The 2592-nt window shown below is 66.7% G+C and carries 1 protein-coding gene; it reads right to left on the reverse strand.

The annotated features are described in order from the left end of the window. Positions 1 to 110: 110 nt before the first annotated feature. Entirely contained in the window at positions 111 to 1886 is a 1776-nt protein-coding gene (locus FMEAI12_RS04340; protein WP_112105051.1) for a reverse transcriptase domain-containing protein, read from the reverse strand. Between the last annotated feature and the right edge of the window lie 706 nt (positions 1887 to 2592).

A 2592-nucleotide genomic window follows, 5' to 3' on the forward strand; every position in this document is an offset into this window, starting at 1 on the left:
GCGCAGTCGTCAGGTAGCGGGGGCGCGTTGCTGCGCCCCCGCCCCTTCAGAACCCGGCGTGCCACTCGTCGCGGCACCGGGCTCAAGCGGCCCGCGTGGGCGGGCAGGCCCTACAGATCGCTGTCCGTGTCGGCTGTCTCGCCGGCGGGATGTCGGCGGTGGCAGCTGGCGTGTACGAGGCGGGGTCGATCGCCGGCCGGGCCGGGGGCGCCGGGCACCGGGATCGCCGTTCGGGTGATCGCGGTGCGGGTGGCGCGGAACCACGCCTCCCACTGGTGGGGGGAGTCGGGTGGGTCCCCGGTGTGGAGCAGGAAGTCCCCGCAGCGGGCGCACCGCCCGGTTTGGGCGCGCAGAGCGCGCTGGGTGGTCGGGGCCAGCGGCGGGTGACGGCGGTTGTGCCGGCTGCGCCGGTCGGCCCAGTACCGGGCCAGGGCGGGGTCGTCGGGAGACGACCGGCCCGCCACGGGGACGTGCCGGACGATCGGTGTCCAGGAGTACCGGTGGAGGTAGGCGCCGGTTTTCGGGTCGCCGAAGACCCACTTGTCGTTCCTGGACGGGTGGTGGCGGCCGAAGTAGCGTCGCGCGACCCACCTGCGGTTTTTCCGCTGGTGCTGGCGGCGGGCCCAGCTGTGGAGCCGGTGCCACAACCAGTGATCGAGGGCGGCGAAGGTCACCTTCGACACTCCGGTGCGGTAGTAGGCCGCCTGCCCCCGGATGATCGGGTTGAGGCGGTTGACCACGTCGGCTGCCGGATGGCCGCGCAGGGTGTGGATCTCAGTCTTCAGCCGTCGCCGGATGGTGACCAGCGACTCCTTGCTGGGCTTGATCAGCAGCTTCGGGCCGTCGGCGGTGTGATACCGCCGGACGTTGAAGGACAGGAAATCGAACCCGTCTTCAATAGCCACGATGCGGGTCTTCGCCGGGTTGAAGCGGAGACCTTTCGGTGCCAGCCATGCTGTGAGTCGTTCCTGGACCAGGTCGGCCTGCTCGCGGCTGTGGCACAAAGCCACCAGGTCGTCTGCGTAGACGATCACGACAGGGGTTCCCCGTTGCGTGTCTCCGTTCTTCTTGTGCCTGGTCCCGGCGGCTTCCTCGATGCCCTGGAGTGCTATATTCAAGAGCAACGGTGAGATTACCCCGCCTTGTGGAGCTCCTTTCTTGGTCGGGGTGTACCGGCCCTTGTCGACCACACCTGCCTTCAGCCAGGCCCGGACCTGTTCCCGTGCGGGGAAGCCGTCGAGCTTTTCGAGTAGGTGGTTGTGGTCGAGTCGGTCGAATGCGGCTTCCAGGTCCGCGTCGAGGACCCAGCCGCGGGTGTTTCTCCCGCGTGCAACTTTCCAGATCATTTCGATCGCGTCGTGGCAGCCGCGGCCCGGTCGGAAGCCGTACTGTCTGGCGTCCAGCCGAGCTTCCCACTCAGGTTCCAACGCGTTACGCACCCGCTGCTGCTGGGCGCGGTCAGCGATGACAGGAATCCCAATTGGGCGTTGTTTTCCGCCTCTTTTCGGTATGTACACCCGCCGTACCGGCAGCGCCCGGCCAAGTGTGGTCTGGCGGTGCAGGAAGATCGCCAGTTCGGCTCGGCTCCGGGAGGTCAGAACGACCCGCCCGTCGACGCCACCGGCACGGCGGCCGGTGTTGCGCTGGCTCACCTGCCGCACGCTGACCAGCGTGTTGGCTCGGCTGCGCAGCATGAGCTTCTGCAGGTTGCGTGTCTGTTTCCAGTCGCCTGCCTGCGCCGCCTTGAAGATCCTCTGCCGTAGCCGCCGTACCTTGTTCTCCTCGGTCCGCCAGTCAATGGCGTCCCAGTCGAGTGGCTCCTCGGATCCGTTCACCATGGCGTGGGACACGCCGACCGCCGCCATATCGACGGTGGTGCCGGTCATATCTTCCTCCATGGCGCCTAACATGCTCCTCGGATTCTGGCGGTTCATGGGCATCGACTCGTTCAAAGGGCTACCCGGCTCGCGTCAGCTTCCTTTCGGAACCCAGGCACCAAGCCTGGTATGCGGCCAGTTATACGGATACGGCCGGGTGGAGGTCCAGCCACCTGCGCCCGCTTTCCTGTTGTCTTTTCGACATGCCGCCGTTCGCTTCTCGAGTCATCCTGTCTCGCCACGGGATTCAGCCCCCCTTACGGTCGGCTTACCGGGGACAGGTCAACGTCCCCGGACCGTAGCGAGGTTTCCGCGTTCCGCACGTGTGAGATGCGACCGGTGTCGGGTGTCCTCTCTACCCCGGAGCCGTGGTGCTCGCACAGCCAAGCACATACCCCCGGCTGCCACCGCCGTTTCTCAACGGCAGGCCCTAACCGCCGTATCGGCATCCCATCACCGGCGTTCTTTCTTAACGAGGCTTCCATCGAGGCTTCACCTTATTCACCCTTCCGGCCTTCCCCTTGCCTGTAGCCTGTGGATGGATCACCGACCCTTGGGCTTCCCCCCGGGCTTCACACCCCGCGCATGGAGTGCATACGCGACGCATGCCGGAGGCGGGGACGGGCTGTGAGCACTAGCCCGGAGCCGAATCGTCGACCACGTCGACCCTCCTTTCGTTCCGCTCACTCACACATTGCGACCTCGCGTCGCACCA

Source organism: Parafrankia sp. Ea1.12 (genome assembly GCF_900465275.1).
GTDB lineage: Bacteria > Actinomycetota > Actinomycetes > Frankiales > Frankiaceae > Parafrankia > Parafrankia soli.